Raw genomic sequence first — 15,769 nt, forward strand, 5'->3', positions numbered from 1 at the left:
GGAACCCGCCCCCGGCACCCGTTCCGCACAGTGGACCGCCGTCCCCCGCACCGTCCTCACATGGGAGGATCGGGGTCCACGGGACACGCACATTGAGCGCTGACGCGCATGATCGAGGAGCACCGTTGAGCAGGTTGCGCTGGCTGACCGCGGGGGAGTCGCACGGCCCCGCACTGGTGGCGACGCTGGAGGGGCTGCCCTCCGGTGTGCCGATCACCACCGACATGGTGGCGGACGCGTTGGCGCGGCGGCGGCTCGGCTACGGGCGCGGCGCGCGCATGAAGTTCGAGCGCGACGAGGTCACCTTCATCGGTGGCGTACGGCACGGCCTCACCCTCGGCTCGCCCGTCGCGATCATGGTCGGCAACACCGAGTGGCCCAAGTGGGAACAGGTCATGGCCGCCGACCCGGTCGACCCCTCCGTGCTCTCCGAGCTGGCACGCAACGCGCCCCTCACCCGGCCCAGGCCGGGCCACGCCGATCTGGCGGGCATGCAGAAGTACGGCTTCGACGAGGCCCGCCCCATCCTGGAGCGCGCGTCGGCCCGGGAGACCGCGGCGCGTGTGGCGCTGGGCACGGTGGCCCGCTCGTACCTCAAGGAGACGGCCGGGATCGAGATCGTCTCGCACGTGGTCGAGCTGGGCGCCGCCAAGGCCCCGCACGGCAGCGTCCCCGCGCCGGGCGACGTGGAGCGGCTCGACGCCGACCCCGTGCGCTGCCTGGACGCGGACGCGAGCGAGGCGATGGTCGCCGAGATCGACCAGGCGCACAAGGACGGCGACACCCTCGGCGGCGTCGTCGAGGTCGTGGCGCACGGGGTGCCGGTCGGCCTCGGCTCGCACGTCCACTGGGACCGTCGGCTCGACGCACGGCTGGCCGCCGCGCTCATGGGCATCCAGGCCATCAAGGGCGTCGAGCTGGGCGATGGCTTCGACCTGGCACGCGTGCCCGGCTCGCAGGCGCACGACGAGATCCTGCCCGGCACCGAGGGCGAGGGCGTCCGCCGCGCCTCCGGGCGCTCCGGCGGCACCGAGGGCGGCCTGTCCACGGGCGAGCTGCTGCGCGTACGGGCCGCGATGAAGCCGATCGCGACGGTGCCGCGCGCCCTGGCCACCGTCGACGTCAGCACCGGCGAGGCGACGAAGGCGCACCACCAGCGCTCCGATGTGTGCGCCGTGCCGGCGGCAGGGATCGTCGCCGAGGCGATGGTGGCCCTGGTGCTGGCCGACTCCGTCGCGGAGAAGTTCGGCGGTGACAGCGTCGCCGAGACCCGCCGCAATGTGACGGGCTTCCTCGACAACCTGGCCATCCGGTGACCGCGGGCGACGGCAGCGGCGCTGTGGGAGACAGGAGCGGCACCGGCCCGGCGGTGATCCTGGTCGGGCCCATGGGAGTGGGCAAGTCGACGGTCGGCGAGCTGCTGGCCGCACGCCTCGGCGCCGCCTTCCGGGACACGGACAAGGACATCGTCGACACATCGGGCAAGCCCATCTCGGAGATCTTCATCGACGAGGGGGAGCCCCACTTCCGCGCCTTGGAGCGCGAGGCCGTGCGCCGCGCGCTGGCCGAGCACCCCGGTGTGCTGGCGCTCGGCGGCGGCGCGATCCTCGCCGAGGAGACCAGGGAACTGCTGCGCTGCCTGCCCGTCGTCTTCCTGGAGATGGGGCTGACGGAGGCCGTCAAGCGGGTCGGCCTCGACGCCCCGCGCCCCCTGCTCGCCGTCAACCCCCGGCAGCAGTGGCGCAAGCTCATGGACGAGCGCCGCCCCCTGTACGCGGGAGTCGCGCGCGCCGTCGTCAGCACCGAGCACCGCACGCCCGACGAGGTCGTCGACGAGATCCTCGAAGTCCTGGAGCTGAAGCAGTCATGACCACCGAGACCCCTTCCACAGCCTCCGCGGCGCCCACCCGCATCACCGTCGCGGGCACCGCCGGCACCGAGCCCTACGACGTGCTCGTGGGCCACAAGCTCCTCGGCGAGCTGCCCTCGCTGATCGGCGGCGCCAAGCGCGTGGCCGTCCTCCACCCCGAGGCGCTGGCCGAGACCGGCGAGGTGCTCCGCGAGGACCTGGCGGCCCAGGGCTACGAGGCCATCGCGATCCAGCTCCCCAACGCGGAGGAGGCCAAGACCGCCGAGGTCGCCGCGTACTGCTGGAAGGCGCTCGGCCAGACCGGCTTCACCCGTACGGACGTCATCGTCGGCGTCGGGGGCGGGGCCACCACGGACGTCGCGGGCTTCGTCGCCGCCACCTGGCTGCGCGGGGTGCGGTGGGTGGCCGTGCCGACCACGGTGCTGGCCATGGTGGACGCGGCCGTGGGCGGCAAGACCGGCATCAACACGGCCGAGGGCAAGAACCTGGTGGGCGCTTTCCACCCGCCGTCCGGCGTGCTGTGCGACCTCAGCGCCCTGGAGAGCATGGGCACGCACGACTACGTCGGCGGGCTCGCCGAGGTCATCAAGGCGGGCTTCATCGCCGACCCCGAGATCCTTGCCCTCGTCGAGGCCGACCCGGAGGGCGCGCGTACGCCCCACGGGCCGCACACGGCGGAGCTGATCGAGCGCTCGATCCGGGTCAAGGCGGAGGTCGTCTCCTCGGACCTGAAGGAGTCGGGCCTGCGCGAGATCCTCAACTACGGGCACACGCTGGCGCACGCCATCGAGAAGAACGAGCGCTACAACTGGCGGCACGGCGCCGCGGTGTCCGTCGGCATGGTCTTCGCGGCCGAACTCGGCCGCATCGCGGGCCGCCTGGACGACGCGACGGCCGACCGGCACCGCACCGTCCTGGAGTCGGTCGGCCTGCCCGTCACCTACCGGGGCGACCAGTGGCCCAAGCTGCTGGAGACCATGAAGGTCGACAAGAAGTCCCGGGGCGACCTGCTGCGCTTCATCGTGCTCGACGGGCTGGCCAGGCCCGCCGTGCTGGAGGGCCCCGATCCGGCGATGCTGCTCGCGGCCCACGCGGAGATCGCCGCCTGACGGTTCCGGCTCCGGCTCCGGCTCCGGCTCCTGTGCCGCGCGGATGCGGGTGCGGGTGCGCGGCGCGGGCACTCGGCGCGTGGCCCGGGCGTTCATACTGCGGCGGCGGGGGAAGGTACCGTCCGTTAATGTCGGACCACCATGGCGCCGCGGGGGCGGTGCCAGCACAACGAGACGGAGTTGGGGACCGGATGCAGCAGTACGGGGCGGACTCCTTCCGGGGTTACCCGCACGGGTTCCCTCCGCACACGGGACACCCCGCACAGGGCAGCTGGAACGGGCCCGTGCACCAGCCGCACCCCGGACCGCCTGCCGGGCCCCCTCCCGGACCGCCCGCCGGTCCGCCTCCGGGGCACCCGTCCAGGCCCCCGGCGCCGGTGCCGTCGGCAGGGCCGGTCCAGCAGCAGCCGCACGCCGGACCACCGCCCCAGGCGCCCCAGGCGCCCCAGCCCACCGAGACCACCGGGCACATCCAGCTCCCGCGCGGCGCCCCGGTGGAGATACCGGCCCCTGACAGCGATCCCGCACAGCTCGACGCGACCCGCGCTGCCGTGGCCGTCCTCCTCATCGGCCCTGCGGGCGCGGGCAAGACGACGGTGGCCCGCCACTGGGCCGAACGCCGGGCCGTGCCCACCTCGCACATCAGCCTCGACGACGTACGCGAGTGGGTGCGCTCGGGCTTCGCCGACCCCCAGACGGGCTGGAACGACTATTCCGAGGCCCAGTACCGCCTGGCACGGCGCACCTGCGGCTTCGCCGCGCGCAACTTCCTGGCCAACGGCATCTCCTGCATCCTGGACGACGCCGTCTTCCCCGACCGCCCCGTCGTGGGTCTCGGCGGCTGGAAGCGGCACGTCGGGCCAGGGCTGATCCCGGTGGTCCTGCTGCCGGGCCTCGAGATAGTCCTGGAGCGCAACGCCGCCCGCTCGGGCAACCGCCGCCTCACGGACGAGGAGGTCGCCCGTATCCACGGCCGGATGGCGGGCTGGTACGGCTCCGGGCTGCCCATCATCGACAACTCACGCCAGGACGTGGCGACGACGGCCCGCATGCTCGACGACGTGGTCGCGCGCAGCCTGGCCAGCCCGCCCAGTTGGTGAGCCGGGGACGGCACGGACCCGCGAGAAGGCCCTCGCGGGACGACGACGGCGCCCATGACGGCGATGCGGCTGCGGGGGAGACCGGGCATGGCACAGGGCGGGGGACGCGGATCGGGCTCGCCGCAGCGTGGGTGCTGATCGCGGCGATGACGGTCTTCCTGGTCTTCTCGCTGGTCGCGCTGAACCACGATCTGGAACACCCCGAGCAGGGCTTCTCGGGCTGGCTGTGCGCGGCGGACTCCGGACCCTGTACGGAGTGACGGGCCCGCGTCACATGGGGCGCCCCCGAGCGCGTCACCCGGGCGCGGCAGGGCCCGTCGCCCGCACGGCCCCTCCCACCCGGCCGACCGGCGCCGCGCTACGTACGCTCGGCCTATGTCAGAGGTGCATGTGGTCCGCCGCTCCCGGCTGCGGGAACGCTGTGCGACGAGCGCGGCGGACGGCAGCCCGGCCGACGCGGTGCTGGTGTCCCGGCCCGCGAACATCCGCTATCTGACCGGCCGCGCACCGAGCGGCGCTAGTCTGCTGCTCGGCGCGGGCGGCCAGGACACCCTGCTTCTCCCCGCCGCCTGCGACACCCCGGAGCCCGGAGTGGCCCACGCCCACCCCGGCGACGAGCTGCGCATCGAGCGGCTGCCGGGCCCCGACGGCGACACCGCCGTCGCCGCGGCCGACCTCGCGGCCAAGCAGGGGGCGCGCGAGCTGGCCGTCGAGGAGCACCACCTCACCGTCTCCCGGCACCGCGCCGTCACCTCCGTCGCCCCGCGACTGCGTCTCACGGGCCTCGGCACCGCCGTCGAGCAGCAGCGGGTGATCAAGGACGACGCGGAGATCTCGGCGCTGCGGATCGCCGCGGAGATCACCGACCAGGCGCTGGGGGAGCTGCTGGAGTCGATCCTCGTGGGCCGTACCGAGCGTCACCTCGCGCTCGAACTGGAGCGCCGCCTCATCGACCACGGCGCCGACGGGCCCGCGTTCCCCACCTCCGTGGGCGCGGGCGGCAATTCGGGCCTGCCGGGCCACCGGCCCACCGACCGCCGGGTCGAGGAGGGGGATTTTCTCTCCGTACGACTCGGTGCGCGCTATCAGGGATACGGGTGCCAGATCGGCCGCACCTTCGTGATCGGCACCGCTCCCGACGAGTGGCAGATCGAGCTGTACGACCTCGTCTTCGCCGCTCAGCGGGCCGGACGGGAGGCGCTCGCACCGGGCGCCGCCTGCCGCGACGTCGATCACGCGGCCCGCCAGGTGCTGGACGCGGGAGGGTACGCGGACGCCCTGGGAGTGGCCACGGGGCACGGGGTAGGACTGGAAATCGGTGAGGACCCTCGGCTGTCACCTGCGGCCATGGGTAAACTGGACGCTTGTGTGCCGGTCACCGTCGAACCGGGGGTCCACCTTCCGGGCCGGGGCGGTGTCCGGATCGACGACACGCTCGTCGTCCGCCCGCCGGCGGACGGCGGACCCGAGCTACTCACCATCACGACCAAAGAGCTGCTCGCCCTCTAGCCCCAGGCGGGCGTCCGGGGGCTCGCAGGCTCTTTGGTCCCCGCAGCAGCAGTCTCAGGAGATTCCGCGACCGTGGCATCCACGAACGACCTCAAGAACGGCATGGTGCTCAAGCTCGACGCCGACCAGCTCTGGTCCGTAGTCGAGTTCCAGCACGTCAAGCCCGGCAAGGGCCCCGCCTTTGTCCGTACGAAGCTGAAGAACGTCCTGTCCGGCAAGATCGTCGACAAGACGTTCAACGCGGGCACCAAGGTCGAGACCGCCACCGTGGACCGACGCGGCATGCAGTTCTCGTACAAGGACGGCGAGTACTTCGTCTTCATGGACCTGGACACCTACGACCAGATCCACGTCTCTCCCGAGGTCGTCGGCGACGCCGCCAACTACCTCCTGGAGGGCTTCGAGGCCACGGTGGCGATGTACCAGGGCAACCCGCTCTTCGTGGAGCTGCCCGCCGCCGTCGAGCTGACCATCGAGCACACCGAGCCCGGCGTGCAGGGCGACCGCTCCACCGGCGGCTCCAAGCCCGCGCGCCTGGAGACCGGTTACGAGGTCGGCGTGCCCCTCTTCATCACGACGGGTGAGAAGATCAAGGTCGACACCCGCTCCGGCGAGTACCTCGGCCGGGTGAACAGCTAACCGTGGCTGCCCGTAACAAGGCCCGTAAGCGCGCCTTCCAGATCATCTTCGAGGCCGATCAGCGCGGCAGCGCCGTGACGGACGTCCTCGCGGACTGGATCCGGCACGCGCGGTCCGACGACCGGCAGCCGCCGGTCAGCGAGTACACGATGGAGCTGATCGAGGGCTACGCGCAGAACGCGCCCCGCATCGATGAGCTGATCTCCACCTACTCCGTGGGCTGGACCCTGGACAGGATGCCGGTCGTGGACCGCTGCATCCTGCGGCTGGGCGCGTACGAGCTGATCTGGTCGGACGAGACGCCCGACGCGGTGGTCATCGACGAGGCCATACAGCTCGCCCGGGAGTTCTCCACGGACGAGTCCCCGACCTTCATCAACGGTCTGCTGGGCCGTCTGAAGGAGCTGAAGCCGACCCTCCGGCGCTAGTTCTAGCGCCGGAGGGCCCCGGCCCTGGCTCCGGCTCCGGCCGGGAAGCGGGGCATGGCCATGGCTTTGCGTGAAGCTCAGGCCACACATGCACAGAATGCCGCCGCCCGCTGCGGCCCTCCTCGGAGGGCCGCAGCGGGCGGCGGCACGTTTTTTCGGCGGAGCCGGGGAGCGAGGCTCAGGCGTCCTCGTGGGCGACGGCGCGACGGGCGTCGGCGTCCAGAACCCCCCAGCTGATGAGCTGCTCCGTCAGGACGGAGGGCGACTGGTCATAGATCACGGCGAGGGTGCGCAGATCGTCCTGGCGGATCGAGAGCACCTTGCCGTTGTAGTCACCGCGCTGCGACTGGATCGTGGCGGCGTACCGCTGGAGCGGCCCCGCCTTCTCGGCCGGGACGTGCGCCAGGCGCTCCAGATCGAGCACGAGCTTCGGCGGCGGCTCTGCGGCCCCGCCCGGAGTGGTGCCCGGAAGGAGTTCCTGCACCGGAACGCCGTAGAAGTCCGCCAGCTCGGCGAGGCGCTGCACGGTCACGGCACGGTCGCCGCGCTCGTACGAGCCGACCACGACCGCCTTCCAGCGGCCCTGGGACTTCTCCTCGACGCCATGGAGGGAGAGGCCCTGCTGGGTGCGGATGGCGCGGAGCTTCGCTCCGAGCTGTTTGGCGTATTCGCTGGACATAAAGCTCCCCGGACGAGGTCTTGGTAACTCACTGTGAGGTTACGCAGCGTAATGTGCGGCGTCAAGCCGAACGGGTCCGTCCCACTTACGTAGCCCCTGGAACAGGCGTTTCATCCGACCCTGGTACCGTTGTCGGTCGACAGCTCAGACGTCCTTTAAGGCCCGTCCAGTGAGGCGGGGAAGGAGGTCCGTTTCGTATGGACGGCAATCACGCAGGCCAGGGGCCGGATCGCCCCGTCCTGGAGGCACCCGACATCGCCCGGGTGCTCACCCGCATCTCCCACGAGATCGTCGAGCGCGCCAAGGGCGCCGACGACGTGGTGCTCCTCGGCATCCCCACCCGCGGCGTCTTCCTCGCCCGCAGACTGGCGGCCAAGCTCGCGGAGATCACCGGGCGCGAGATCCCGGTCGGCTCGCTCGACATCACCATGTACCGCGACGACCTGCGCCTCGGTCCAGCGCGCGCCCTCGCGCGCACGGACATCCCGGCGGACGGCGTCGACGGCCGTCTCGTCGTCCTCGTCGACGACGTGCTCTTCTCCGGCCGCACCATCCGCGCCGCGCTCGACGCGCTGGGCGACATCGGGCGGCCCCGCGCCGTACAGCTCGCGGTCCTCGTGGACAGGGGCCACCGCGAACTGCCCATCCGGGCCGACTACGTAGGCAAGAACCTCCCCACGTCGCTGCGGGAGACGGTCAAGGTCCAGCTCACCGAGGAGGACGGCCGCGACGGCGTGCTGCTCGGCGAGCGCGTGACCGCCCCGGCGAGCGAACCGGGCCAGTAGCCGACGCGCGTACGGCGGGCGGGCCCCTCGGGCGGCCCGTACCGCGGACGCGCATGCCCGGACGCCACCGCACCGCCAGCAGCCGACATCCCCACCTGTACGGAAGGCAACAGATGAAGCGTCACCTCATCTCGGCCGCCGACCTCACGCGCGACGACGCCGTCCTGATCCTCGACACAGCCGAGGAGATGGCCAGGTTCGCCGACCGGCCGATCAAGAAGCTGCCCACCCTGCGCGGGCGCACCGTCGTCAACCTCTTCTTCGAGGACTCGACGCGCACCCGGATCTCCTTCGAGGCCGCGGCCAAGCGGCTCTCGGCCGACGTCATCAACTTCTCCGCCAAGGGCTCCTCGGTCTCCAAGGGCGAGTCTCTCAAGGACACCGCGCTCACCCTGGAGGCCATGGGCGCCGACGCCGTCGTCATCCGCCACCACGACTCGGGAGCCCCGCACCGGCTGGCCACCTCGGGCTGGATCGGCGGCTCCGTCGTCAACGCGGGCGACGGCACCCACGAGCACCCCACGCAGGCGCTGCTCGACGCCTTCACCGTGCGCCGCCGTCTCGCGGGCGGCGAGGGCCAGGACTTGTCGGGGCGACACATCACGATCGTCGGCGACATCCTGCACAGCCGCGTGGCCCGCTCCAACGTCCACCTGCTGACGACCCTCGGCGCCGAGGTCACCCTCGTCGCGCCGCCCACGCTGGTGCCCGTAGGGGTCGGCGCCTGGCCGTGCGAGGTCAGCTACGACCTGGACGCGGTCCTGAGCAAGTCCGACGCCGTGATGATGCTGCGCGTCCAGCGCGAGCGGATGAACGCGGCCTTCTTCCCCACCGAGCGCGAGTACGCGCGCCGCTACGGCCTGGACGGCGAGCGGATGGCGCGGATGCCGGAGCACGCCGTCGTCATGCACCCGGGGCCGATGAACCGCGGCATGGAGATCACCGCCGAGGTCGCGGACTCGCCGCGCTGCACGGCCGTCGAGCAGGTCGCCAACGGCGTCAGCATCCGCATGGCCGTGATGTACCTGCTGCTCGGCGGCTCCGAACCGGCCGTCTCCACCCGCACCGAGGAGAACAAGTAATCATGAGTGAGCCGAAGAAGAGCCCGAAGCAGACACCGGAGAAGACGCTGATCCGCGGCGCGAGGCTGCTGGGCGGAGAGCCGAGGGACGTCCTGATCGACGGCGGCACCGTCGCCGAGGTGGGCAGCGGCCTGGACGCGGGCGGCGCCGAGGTCGTCGAGGCCGAGGGGCACATCCTGCTGCCCGGGCTCGTCGATCTGCACACCCACCTGCGCGAGCCGGGCCGCGAGGACTCCGAGACCGTCCTCACCGGCACCCGCGCCGCGGCCAAGGGCGGCTACACCGCCGTGCACGCCATGGCCAACACCTTCCCCGTCGCCGACACCGCCGGTGTCGTGGAGCAGGTGTGGCGGCTGGGCCGCGAGTCCGGCTACTGCGACGTGCAGCCCGTCGGCGCCGTCACCGTCGGGCTGGAGGGCAAGCAGCTCGCCGAGCTGGGCGCCATGCACGACTCGGCCGCCGGGGTGCGGGTGTTCTCCGACGACGGCAAATGCGTGGACGACGCGGTGATCATGCGCAGGGCGCTGGAGTACGTGAAGGCGTTCGACGGCGTCGTCGCACAGCACGCGCAGGAGCCGAGGCTGACCGAGGGCGCCCAGATGAACGAGGGCGTCGTCTCTGCCGAGCTGGGCCTGGGCGGCTGGCCGGCCGTCGCCGAGGAGTCCGTCATCGCGCGCGACGTGCTGCTCGCCGCGCACGTCGGCTCCCGGGTGCACATCTGCCACCTGAGCACAGCGGGCTCCGTGGAGATCGTCCGCTGGGCGAAGTCCAAGGGCTGGGACGTCACCGCCGAGGTCACCCCGCACCACCTGCTGCTCACGGACGAGCTGGTGCGCTCCTACAACCCCGTCTACAAGGTCAACCCGCCCCTGCGTACCGAGGCCGACGTCATGGCACTGCGCGAGGCGCTGGCCGACGGCACCATCGACTGCGTGGCCACCGACCACGCCCCCCACCCGCACGAGGACAAGGACTGCGAGTGGGGCGCCGCTGCCATGGGCATGGTCGGCCTGGAGACGGCGCTCTCGGTCGTCCAGCACACGATGGTGGACACCGGCCTGCTGGAGTGGGCGCAGATCGCCGACCGCATGTCGTTCCGCCCGGCGGCCATCGGCCGCCTGGCGGGCCACGGCCGCCCCGTGGCGCCCGGCGAGCCCGCCAACCTGGTCCTGCTCGATCCGGCTTACCGTGGACAGGTGGACCCCGCGGGCTTCGCCTCCCGCAGCCGTAACACCCCCTACCAGGGCCACGAGCTGCCGGGACGCGTCACCCACACCTGGCTCAGGGGCCGCGCGACGGTCATGGACGGGAACTTGGCGTGAACCCTCAGATCTCTCAGCTGCACCACCTCCACCCGGGCCATCCGGGCCACCCGGGGCTGCTCGGCCTCGCGGCGGAGCAGAAGTCCCAGGAGGTCACCGACTGGGCCTCCCGCATCGGCTGGGTCGTCGGGCTGCTGCTCTTCGTCGTCCTGCTCTACTGGCTGATGCGGCAGGGCTGGAAGTGGCGCGGCACGCTCCAGGGTGACCTGCCCGAGCTGCCCGTCGCACCCGAGGCGGCGCGCGAGGCCGAGCCGCTGCTGCGGATGGCCGGGCGCTACCACGGTTCCACGACGGCGGGGCAGTGGCTCGACCGGATCGTCGCCCACGGCCTGGGCACCCGCAGCCGGGCCGAGCTGACGCTCACCGAGCACGGCATCGACGTCGCGCGGCCAGGCGCCGAGGACTTCTTCATCCCCGCCGCACAGCTTCGCGGCGCCCGCCTCGACAAGGGCATCGCGGGCAAGGTCCTCACCGAGGGCGGCCTGCTGGTGGTCACCTGGACGCACGGCAGCCGCGAGCTGGACTCAGGGTTCCGCTCCGACAGCGCGGCCGAGCACGCCGCCTGGGTGGAGCGCCTTACCGCGCTCGCCCCGGACACGGACGGCGCTGCGCCCCAGGCGGGCACCCCACACGAACAGACGCAGGACTCCGCGCCCGACCAGGCGCGGAGCCTCACGCACGACCAGGAAGGCGCACGATGACGACCTCCACCAGGGGAGCCGCGAAGGCTCCAGCGATCCTCGTCCTGGAGGACGGCCGCACCTTCCGCGGCCGTGCCTACGGCGCCGTGGGCGAGACCTTCGGCGAGGCGGTCTTCAGCACCGGCATGACCGGCTACCAGGAGACACTGACCGACCCCTCCTACCACCGCCAGGTGGTCGTCATGACAGCCCCCCACATCGGCAACACGGGTGTCAATGACGAGGACCCCGAATCGCGCCGCATCTGGGTCTCGGGCTACGTCGTCCGCGACCCCGCGCGCGTCCCCTCCAACTGGCGCTCCGTGCGCACCCTGGACGACGAACTGGCCGACCAGGGCGTCGTCGGCATCAGCGGCATCGACACCCGCGCGCTGACCCGCCACCTGCGCGAGCGCGGCGCCATGCGCGTCGGCATCTTCTCCGGCGAGGCGCTGGCCGACGATGCGGCGCTGCTCGCCCGGGTCAAGGCGGCGCCCGAGATGAAGGGCGCCGACCTGTGCGGCGAGGTCGCCACGAGCGAGCCCTACGTCGTCCCGGCCATCGGCGAGAAGCGCTTCACCGTCGCCGCCGTCGACCTCGGCATCAAGGGCATGACCCCGCACCGCATGGCCGAGCGCGGCATCGAGGTCCACGTGCTGCCCGCGAACGCCACGCTTGAAGACGTGTACGCGGTCAACCCGGACGGGGTGTTCTTCTCCAACGGGCCCGGCGACCCCGCGTCGGCCGACCACCCCGTCGCCCTGATGCGCGGCGTGCTGGAGCGCAGGACGCCGCTGTTCGGCATCTGCTTCGGCAACCAGATCCTGGGCCGCGCGCTCGGCTTCGGCACGTTCAAGCTGAAGTACGGGCACCGCGGCATCAACCAGCCGGTACAGGACCGCGCCACCGGCAAGGTCGAGGTCACCGCGCACAACCACGGCTTCGCCGTCGACGCGCCCCTCGACACCGTCAGCGAGACCCCGTACGGCAGGGCGGAGGTCTCGCACGTCTGTCTCAACGACGACGTGGTCGAGGGCCTGCGCCTGCTCGACCAGCCCGCCTTCAGCGTCCAGTACCACCCCGAGGCGGCAGCGGGTCCGCACGACGCCGCGTACCTCTTCGACCGGTTCGTCGCGCTCATGCGAGACGGACGAGACCAGCACAGCACCACCCTCATGGAGGACCAGCGTGCCTAAGCGCACCGATATCCAGTCCGTCCTGGTCATCGGGTCAGGGCCGATCGTCATCGGTCAGGCCGCCGAGTTCGACTACTCGGGTACCCAGGCATGCCGCGTGCTCAAGGCCGAGGGCCTGCGCGTGATCCTGGTGAACTCCAACCCGGCGACGATCATGACCGACCCGGAGATCGCCGACGCCACCTACGTCGAGCCGATCACCCCCGAGTTCGTCGAGAAGATCATCGCGAAGGAGCGCCCCGACGCGCTGCTGCCCACCCTCGGCGGCCAGACCGCGCTCAACACCGCCATCTCCCTCCACGAGTCCGGCACCCTGGAGGCGTACGGCGTCGAGCTGATCGGCGCCAACGTCGAGGCGATCAACAAGGGCGAGGACCGCGACCAGTTCAAGGAGGTCGTGGCGGCCGTCAAGGGCAAGATCGGGCACGGCGAGTCGGCCCGCTCCTACATCTGCCACTCCATGGACGACGTCCTCGCCGGAGTGGACGAGCTGGGCGGCTACCCCGTCGTCGTGCGCCCCTCCTTCACCATGGGCGGCGCGGGCTCCGGCTTCGCGCACGACGAGGAGGAGCTGCGCCGCATCGCCGGGCAGGGCCTCACCCTCTCGCCGACCACCGAGGTGCTCCTGGAAGAGTCCATCCTCGGCTGGAAGGAGTACGAGCTGGAGCTGATGCGCGACAAGAACGACAACGTCGTGGTCGTCTGCTCCATCGAGAACTTCGACCCCATGGGCGTGCACACCGGCGACTCGATCACCGTGGCGCCGTCGATGACGCTGACCGACCGCGAGTACCAGATCCTGCGGGACATCGGCATCGCCGTCATCCGCGAGGTCGGCGTGGACACGGGCGGCTGCAACATCCAGTTCGCGGTCAACCCGGAGGACGGCCGCGTGGTCGTCATCGAGATGAACCCGCGCGTCTCCCGCTCCTCCGCGCTCGCGTCCAAGGCCACGGGCTTCCCCATCGCGAAGATCGCGGCCAAGCTCGCCGTGGGCTACACGCTGGACGAGATCCCCAACGACATCACCGAGAAGACCCCGGCCTCTTTCGAGCCCACGCTCGACTACGTCGTGGTCAAGGCCCCGCGCTTCGCCTTCGAGAAGTTCCCGGCCGCCGACAGCTCGCTGACCACCACCATGAAGTCCGTCGGCGAGGCCATGGCCATCGGCCGCAACTTCCCCGAGGCGCTCCAGAAGGCCCTGCGCTCTCTGGAGAAGAAGGGCAGCTCCTTCGCCTTCGGCGGCGGCCCCGAGGCGGCCGGTGACAAGGACGCGCTGCTGGAGGACGCCAAGCGTCCCACCGACGGCCGCATCAACACCGTCATGGCCGCCATCCGCGCCGGAGCCACCCAGGAGGAGGTCTTCGAGGCGACGAAGATCGACCCCTGGTTCGTCGACCAGCTCTTCCTCATCAAGGAGACGGCCGACGAGATCGCCGCCGCGCCCGAGCTGAGCCCCGAGCTGCTGGCCGACGCCAAGCGCAACGGCTTCTCCGACGCGCAGATCGCCTCGCTGCGCTCCCTGCGCGAGGACGTCGTACGCGAGGTCAGGCACGCGCTGGGCGTCCGCCCCGTCTACAAGACCGTCGACACCTGCGCCGCCGAGTTCGCCGCGAAGACCCCGTACTTCTACTCCTCCTACGACGAGGAGACCGAGGTCGCGCCCCGCGAGAAGCCCGCGGTGATCATCCTGGGCTCGGGCCCCAACCGCATCGGCCAGGGCATCGAGTTCGACTACTCCTGCGTCCACGCCTCCTTCGCGCTCTCGGACGCGGGCTACGAGACCGTCATGGTCAACTGCAACCCCGAGACCGTCTCCACCGACTACGACACCTCCGACCGGCTCTACTTCGAGCCGCTCACCCTGGAGGACGTCCTGGAGATCGTCCACGCCGAGCAGGCCGCAGGGCCCGTCGCGGGCGTCGTCGTCCAGCTCGGCGGGCAGACCCCGCTCGGGCTCGCGCAGGCGCTCAAGGACAACGGCGTGCCCATCGTCGGCACCTCGCCCGAGGCCATCAACCTCGCCGAGGAGCGCGGCGCCTTCGGCCGGGTGCTGGAGGAGGCCGGGCTGCCCGCGCCGAAGTACGGCACCGCCTACTCCTTCGAGCAGGCCAAGGTCATCGCCGCCGAGATCAACTACCCGGTCATGGTCCGCCCCTCCTACGTGCTGGGCGGGCGCGGCATGGAGATCGTCTACGACGAGGGCTCCCTCGCCGCCTACCTGGAGCGGCACGCCGGACTCATCTCCGAGCACCCCGTGCTCATCGACCGGTTCCTCGACGACGCCATCGAGATCGACGTCGACGCGCTCTACGACGGCCAGGAGCTGTACCTCGGCGGTGTGATGGAGCACATCGAGGAGGCGGGCATCCATTCGGGTGACTCCGCCTGCGCGCTGCCCCCGATCACCCTCGGCGGCCACGACATCAAGCGGCTGCGGGCCTCCACCGAGGCCATCGCGGCGGGCGTCGGCGTCCGCGGACTGATCAACATCCAGTTCGCGATGGCGGGCGACATCCTCTACGTGCTGGAGGCCAACCCGCGCGCCTCGCGCACGGTGCCCTTCACCTCCAAGGCCACCGCCGTGCCGCTCGCGAAGGCCGCGGCCCGCATCTCGCTGGGCGCCACCGTCGCCGAGCTGCGCGCCGAGGGCATGCTCCCGGCCGAGGGCGACGGCGGCGACCTGCCGCTGGACGCGCCCATCTCCGTCAAGGAGGCCGTGCTCCCCTGGAGCCGCTTCCGCGACGTGCAGGGGCGCGGCGTGGACACCGTGCTGGGCCCGGAGATGCGCTCAACGGGCGAGGTCATGGGCATCGACTCGGTCTTCGGCACCGCCTACGCGAAGTCCCAGGCCGCTGCCTACGGCGCGCTGCCCACCAAGGGCCGCGCCTTCGTCTCGGTCGCCAACCGGGACAAGCGCTCCCTGATCTTCCCGGCGCGCGAGCTGGTCGGCATGGGGTTCGAGCTGCTGGCCACCTCCGGCACCGCGGAAGTTCTCAAGCGCAACGGCATCAACGCCACGGTGGTGCGCAAGCAGAGCGAGGGCGAGGGCCCGCAGGGCGAGAAGACCGTCGTCCAGCTCATCCACGACGGGGAGGTCGACCTCATCGTCAACACCCCCTACGGCACCGGTGGCCGCCTCGACGGCTACGACATCCGCACCGCGGCCGTCGCCCGCGCCGTCCCCTGCCTCACCACGGTCCAGGCGCTCGCCGCCGCCGTCCAGGGCATCGAGGCGCTGACCCGAGGCGAGGTCGGCGTCCGCTCCCTCCAGGAGCACGCGGCGCACCTCACGGCGGCCCGCACCGCCTGACCCCCCCCGCACCGGCCGGGGCCCGCGCGGTGTGCGCGGGCCCCGGCCGGACCGGGC

The 15,769-nt window shown here is 71.8% G+C and carries 15 protein-coding genes; 14 read left to right on the forward strand and 1 reads right to left on the reverse strand.

Annotated elements, in window-relative coordinates; genetic code table 11:
- Positions 1 to 125: 125 nt before the first annotated feature.
- The 8 genes from aroC to nusB all read left to right on the forward strand — a co-directional run bounded on the left by aroC (position 126) and on the right by nusB (position 6,655).
- On the forward strand, positions 126 to 1,316 hold the full coding sequence (gene aroC / locus ACYVOO_RS14925) for a chorismate synthase (protein ID WP_461016124.1): 1,191 nt from the start codon (positions 126 to 128) through the stop codon (positions 1,314 to 1,316).
- A 71-nt stretch (positions 1,317 to 1,387) separates the two neighbouring features.
- Positions 1,388 to 1,870: a shikimate kinase gene (locus ACYVOO_RS14930; protein ID WP_461016191.1), complete on the forward strand. Its 483-nt coding sequence runs from the start codon at positions 1,388 to 1,390 to the stop codon at positions 1,868 to 1,870.
- A complete protein-coding gene (aroB, locus tag ACYVOO_RS14935; RefSeq protein WP_461016125.1) occupies positions 1,867 to 2,979 on the forward strand; it encodes a 3-dehydroquinate synthase in 1,113 nt (370 codons plus the stop codon). The genes ACYVOO_RS14930 and aroB overlap by 4 nt, the downstream gene beginning before the upstream one ends.
- A gap of 191 nt (positions 2,980 to 3,170) precedes the next feature.
- Positions 3,171 to 4,079: an AAA family ATPase gene (locus ACYVOO_RS14940; RefSeq protein WP_461016126.1), complete on the forward strand. Its 909-nt coding sequence runs from the start codon at positions 3,171 to 3,173 to the stop codon at positions 4,077 to 4,079.
- The gene (locus ACYVOO_RS14945) at positions 4,073 to 4,339 is read left to right on the forward strand and encodes a hypothetical protein (protein ID WP_461016127.1); all 267 of its coding nucleotides are present in this window, start codon (positions 4,073 to 4,075) and stop codon (positions 4,337 to 4,339) included. Before ACYVOO_RS14940 ends, ACYVOO_RS14945 begins: the two co-directional genes overlap by 7 nt.
- Positions 4,340 to 4,454: 115 nt before the next feature.
- Positions 4,455 to 5,588: an aminopeptidase P family protein gene (locus ACYVOO_RS14950; RefSeq protein ID WP_461016128.1), complete on the forward strand. Its 1,134-nt coding sequence runs from the start codon at positions 4,455 to 4,457 to the stop codon at positions 5,586 to 5,588.
- Positions 5,589 to 5,660: 72 nt separating this feature from the next.
- Positions 5,661 to 6,227 (forward strand): elongation factor P, encoded by a 567-nt coding sequence (gene efp / locus ACYVOO_RS14955; protein WP_453350232.1) that lies wholly within the window; start codon positions 5,661 to 5,663, stop codon positions 6,225 to 6,227.
- Positions 6,228 to 6,229: 2 nt separating this feature from the next.
- Entirely contained in the window at positions 6,230 to 6,655 is a 426-nt protein-coding gene (gene nusB, locus ACYVOO_RS14960) for a transcription antitermination factor NusB (RefSeq protein ID WP_461016129.1), read from the forward strand.
- A gap of 178 nt (positions 6,656 to 6,833) precedes the next feature.
- Here nusB and bldD read toward each other — a convergent pair whose 3' ends face one another.
- Complete coding sequence (gene bldD, locus ACYVOO_RS14965; RefSeq protein ID WP_028431622.1) at positions 6,834 to 7,334, reverse strand: transcriptional regulator BldD; 501 nt, start codon at positions 7,332 to 7,334, stop codon at positions 6,834 to 6,836.
- A 197-nt stretch (positions 7,335 to 7,531) separates the two neighbouring features.
- On the opposite strand from bldD, the gene pyrR reads away from it, so the two are divergent.
- The 6 genes from pyrR (at position 7,532) to carB (ending at position 15,712) form a co-directional block, all read left to right on the forward strand.
- Positions 7,532 to 8,119, forward strand: coding sequence for a bifunctional pyr operon transcriptional regulator/uracil phosphoribosyltransferase PyrR (gene pyrR / locus ACYVOO_RS14970; protein WP_453350827.1), 588 nt, complete (start codon positions 7,532 to 7,534; stop codon positions 8,117 to 8,119).
- Between the two features lie 113 nt (positions 8,120 to 8,232).
- Entirely contained in the window at positions 8,233 to 9,201 is a 969-nt protein-coding gene (locus tag ACYVOO_RS14975) for an aspartate carbamoyltransferase catalytic subunit (RefSeq protein WP_453350828.1), read from the forward strand.
- Between the two features lie 2 nt (positions 9,202 to 9,203).
- Positions 9,204 to 10,523 carry a dihydroorotase gene (locus tag ACYVOO_RS14980; RefSeq protein ID WP_461016130.1) on the forward strand — a complete coding sequence of 440 codons (1,320 nt, stop codon included), beginning with the start codon at positions 9,204 to 9,206 and terminating at the stop codon, positions 10,521 to 10,523.
- Positions 10,524 to 10,579: 56 nt separating this feature from the next.
- The gene (locus ACYVOO_RS14985; RefSeq protein WP_461016192.1) at positions 10,580 to 11,224 is read left to right on the forward strand and encodes a PH-like domain-containing protein; all 645 of its coding nucleotides are present in this window, start codon (positions 10,580 to 10,582) and stop codon (positions 11,222 to 11,224) included.
- Complete coding sequence (carA, locus tag ACYVOO_RS14990) at positions 11,221 to 12,399, forward strand: glutamine-hydrolyzing carbamoyl-phosphate synthase small subunit (protein ID WP_461016131.1); 1,179 nt, start codon at positions 11,221 to 11,223, stop codon at positions 12,397 to 12,399. The genes ACYVOO_RS14985 and carA overlap by 4 nt, the downstream gene beginning before the upstream one ends.
- Entirely contained in the window at positions 12,392 to 15,712 is a 3,321-nt protein-coding gene (gene carB / locus ACYVOO_RS14995; RefSeq protein ID WP_461016132.1) for a carbamoyl-phosphate synthase large subunit, read from the forward strand. Before carA ends, carB begins: the two co-directional genes overlap by 8 nt.
- Positions 15,713 to 15,769: the final 57 nt, after the last annotated feature.

This window comes from Streptomyces daliensis, from assembly GCF_054782395.1.